This window comes from Nonomuraea sp. NPDC001684 (genome assembly GCF_053596515.1).
In genome coordinates this window covers 1-3868 of sequence record NZ_JBSFGJ010000652.1, presented here as the reverse complement: position 1 = coordinate 3868, position 3868 = coordinate 1, and the positions used below count along the sequence as shown (strand labels likewise).

General features: G+C 72.8%; 1 protein-coding gene. It reads right to left on the bottom strand.

Annotation, left to right across the window (positions count from 1 at the left end; all coding sequences use genetic code 11):
- Positions 1–1848 (bottom strand): non-ribosomal peptide synthetase (locus ACWCSD_RS49375; RefSeq protein ID WP_449926263.1); only part of this gene is annotated, 1848 nt, incomplete at its 3' end.
- Positions 1849–3868 lie beyond the last annotated feature (2020 nt).

Below are 3868 nucleotides of genomic sequence, written 5' to 3'. Positions count from 1 at the left end.
GCTCACCCGCAGCCGGACCGACACGGTGGTGACCGGCTTGCCCGGATGGAGCTGCCGCAGGGTCCAGAACTCGCGCTGCATGCCGGTCAGCGGGTACGTGCTCCGGCCGCCGTCCCGCCGCACCGGCTCCTGGACGGTCTCGCGCAGCCGGGACGCCAGCCCGGCCGCCGTGGGCTCGGTCAGGAACGCCGCCGGCGGCACGGTGTGCCCCAGCCGGCGCGACAGCTCGTTCACCACCTTGACCGCGGCCAGGGAGTGCCCGCCCAGGTCGGCGAAGCGGTCCAGCACGCCGATCCCGTCGAGGCCGAGCACCTCGGCGATGACGTCGGCCACCAGGCGCTCGTCGTCGGTCCTCGGCGCGACCGGCGCGGCGGCGACCAGCCGCGTGGAGCCGAGCCTCGGCAGGGCGGCGCGGTCCACCTTGCCGGTGGGGGCCAGCGGCAGGGTCTCGCTGATCCCGATCCGGGCCGGGACCAGGTGGCCGGGCAGCCGGTCGCCCAGCCACTCGCGCAGCTCGGGCTCGCTCACCCCGGTCGCGGCGACATGGCCGACCAGGTGGGCGGCCCCGTCGTCGCCGGTCTGCGTGAGCACCACGGCCCGCCGTACCGCGGGGTGGCCGCCCAGCACGGCCTCCACCTCGCCGAGCTCGACCCGGATGCCGCGGATCTTGACCTGGTCGTCGGCCCGGCCCGCGTAGCGCAGCTCGCCGTCCACCCGCCGGACCAGGTCGCCGCTGCGGTAGACGCGGCCGCCGTCCGGGCCGGAGCCGAACGCGGGGGAGTCCATCCCGAGGTATCCGCGGGCCACCACGGGGCCGCCGATCCACAACTCGCCCAGCTCGCCGTCCTGGACGGGCAGGCCCTGCGCGTCGCGCACCGACAGCACGGCGCCGGCCAGCGGCTCGCCGAGCGGCGGCTCGCCGTCGAAGTCGCGTCCCGCCTCGAAGAAGGTGCAGGCGGTGCTGCACTCCGTCGGGCCGTACATGTTGAGGACGCGCCGGACGTTCGGGTTGGCGTAGATCTGGCGGATCAGCGCGGCGGTCAGCGGCTCGCCGCCCGACACCACCGTCCGCACCCCGGCCGGCAGCGGGTCGCGCAGCAGCACCGACAGCGCGGACGGGACGCCGAACACGGTCGTCACCTCGTCGCGGGCGGGCAGGGACGGCAGCGCCAGCAGGTTCTCCGCCATGATCACCGTGCCGCCGGCGACGAGCGGGACGAACAGCAGCATGATCGAGGCGTCGAAGCAGATCGACGCGCTGGCCAGCATGCCGCCCAGCTCCTCGGCGGTGTACGCCGACGCGCCCCAGGCCAGGAAGTTCATGGTGTTGCGGTGCTCCACGACCACGCCCTTGGGCGTCCCGGTGGAGCCGGAGGTGTAGATCACGTACGCGGCGTCGGCGGCGTCTCCCGCGACGCCGGGCGCGTCCTCGCGCGGCGCGACGTCGTCGACGTGGACGACCTCCGCCCCGGTGAGGGCGGCCGTCGGGGCCAGCGCCGTCGCGGAGAGCACGGCGGTGACCTCTGCGTTCGCGGCCATGAACCGTAAGCGCTCGGCGGGGTAGGCGGGGTCGAGCGGCACGTAGGCCGCGCCCGCCTTCCACACGCCGAGTAGCGCCGGGAGCAGCCATTCGCCCTGTTCCAGGCAGACGCCGACGTGGTGGCCGCGTCCGATGCCGCGGTCGAGCAGCGTGTGGGCGATGCCGTTGGCCCTGCGGTCCAGCTCGGCGTAGGTGAGGCGGGTGGTGCCGGCTATGACGGCGATGCTGTCGGGACTTTTCCTGGTTTGGATGGATATGGCCTCGTGAACGCGTGTGCCGGCCCCCGGGCCTTTCACGTCGTCGGTCATGGTGTCTCCCCGTAAAACCCACCGCGATTGGCGGCAAATACGTACAAATTGCGCGATGAAGCATAATCCGCATGATCGCTTTGTCGAGTGCTTTCCGGGGCGGAGTTGGCCGTCAGCGTGAATGACGTCCCGTAAGGTTTTCCGGTCAAACTCCAGGGGATTCTGTGACCCTGTGTAGTGGCTGATCTCCGGGTGGCGAATTCGTGATCCCGGCCGGCGGAAGAACACCCGTTCTGTGGGGGTGGCGTTCCCTGTTTTGGGCCTGCCGATGGTCTCCGTCCTGTGCTGGTGCGGGTGTGCTGGCGTGGTGGAGGTGTGGCGCCTACGAGGGCCTCGGGTGCCGAGCCTCCTCAGGAAAGGGCAAGAGGGCCGGGGGCGTCCGAGGGTTCATGGCGGCTCGGGTACGACCGGGTTGGTGGTCGGCGCGAACGAGGTCGGACATTTGGCGGAGGAAACCTGCGGCGGAGTGTCGCGGCCGGGTGGCGGTGGGAGGAGGGCGCCGGTCGAGAGCGGGTGGGCGGCATGGCCGGGTGGCGCTGCAAGGTGAGGCGGCGGGGTGCCCGGTTGGCGGCGCGGTGGCGGTGCGGTCACGCGGTACGGCGGGGAGGGGCGGGGATGTTGGGCGGCGAGGGACGACTCGGTGGACACCGCCGGGCTCGCCCGGCGCGGGACGCGATGCGGCAGAGGCCAGGCGGCGGGGCGTGCGGCCGGTCGAGCGGTTGGGCGGTGCGGCCCGGCGGCGCGATCGAGCGGTACGGCGGGCCTGGGACGTTGGGCGGCACAGGTGTGGGGGCGCGGTTGGGCGGCAGGCAAGGGGGTGGGTGGGCAGCGCGACAGGCGGGCGCGGCGGGGCGTGCGATTGGGCGGTGCGGGGTGATCCGGCGGCGTGGTCCGGTAGCGCGATCACCCACCCTCACCTCACCTCACCTCACCTCACCTCACCTCACCTCACCTCACCTCACCTCACTCCATCGCACTGCCCGGCCGCACCGCCCCACCCCGACATGCCCGCCCCGTCATACGGTCGCCACGCCGTCCAACGTCCCCGACCCGCCGTACTGCTCGATCGCCATCGGGCCGCGCCGCGCCGCCCAACCACGCGCCGCGCCGCCTCTACTTGCCGCGCCCTCCTACACTGCCCACCCCTTGCCTGCCACCCGACCACGCACCCCTCACCCGTACCGCGCCGCCCACCGTCCCAGGCCCGCCCCGCCGTACCGGCTGGGCGTGGCTTGGCCGAGCGTTGCCGTGTTCGACGGCGACGTAGATGAGCCGTTGCTGGGGCGCGCCGGGCTTTGGCGTGCTGAGTGCTCTGGAAGAGGCGGCCATGCCTCCGACCTGGCCTTTAGGGGGTTGCAGTACGGCGGGCACCTGACCAGGCTTCTTGGGCACCGGCGCGTGGTCGCTGCCGGGCTGCCCGACTTCGTGAGGGCCCGTCGGCGGGCCGGCTGACGGCCGGTCTGGTGGGCAGCGTGGCGGGTGGTCTGGGAGGGTGGCCCAGCGCGCGGTCCGGTGGTCGGTCTGGAGCTGTTTGGCGGGCGGGCGGCCACGCCGTCTCGCTCCTGGCTGTCCGCTCTGGGGGCGTCCGCTGCCGGTCTGCCCGCTCCTGGGCCGCCCGGACTCCCCGCGCCGCTCAGACTCCCCGTACTCCCAGGCCCTCGCCACCGGACCACCGGACGGACCACCGGGCCTCCGGGCCGCCGCGGGTGAGGGGCGAGACGCTCGGGTGGGGTGGTGGTCTTAAGTAATTGGGCGCCGTTGTCGTTCGGGAATTAGGACTCGTTGTTGAGGAATTCGCCGAAGGGGGCTCTGGGTGTTCGGGGGGAATTGCTCTGGTGCGAAATGGTGTTGGGAAAATCGGTTCAGGGTTTCGTGGATGGGGTGACAGAAGAATTGTTGGAATTCAGTAGGTCGGCCAGACGGTCCAGGCCGCCTCTGACGAGTCGGCCGTATCCGTCGTCGGCCAGGGCGTCGATCCCGACCGCGCCCGCGACCACCTCGACCAGGCCCGAGCCGGGAT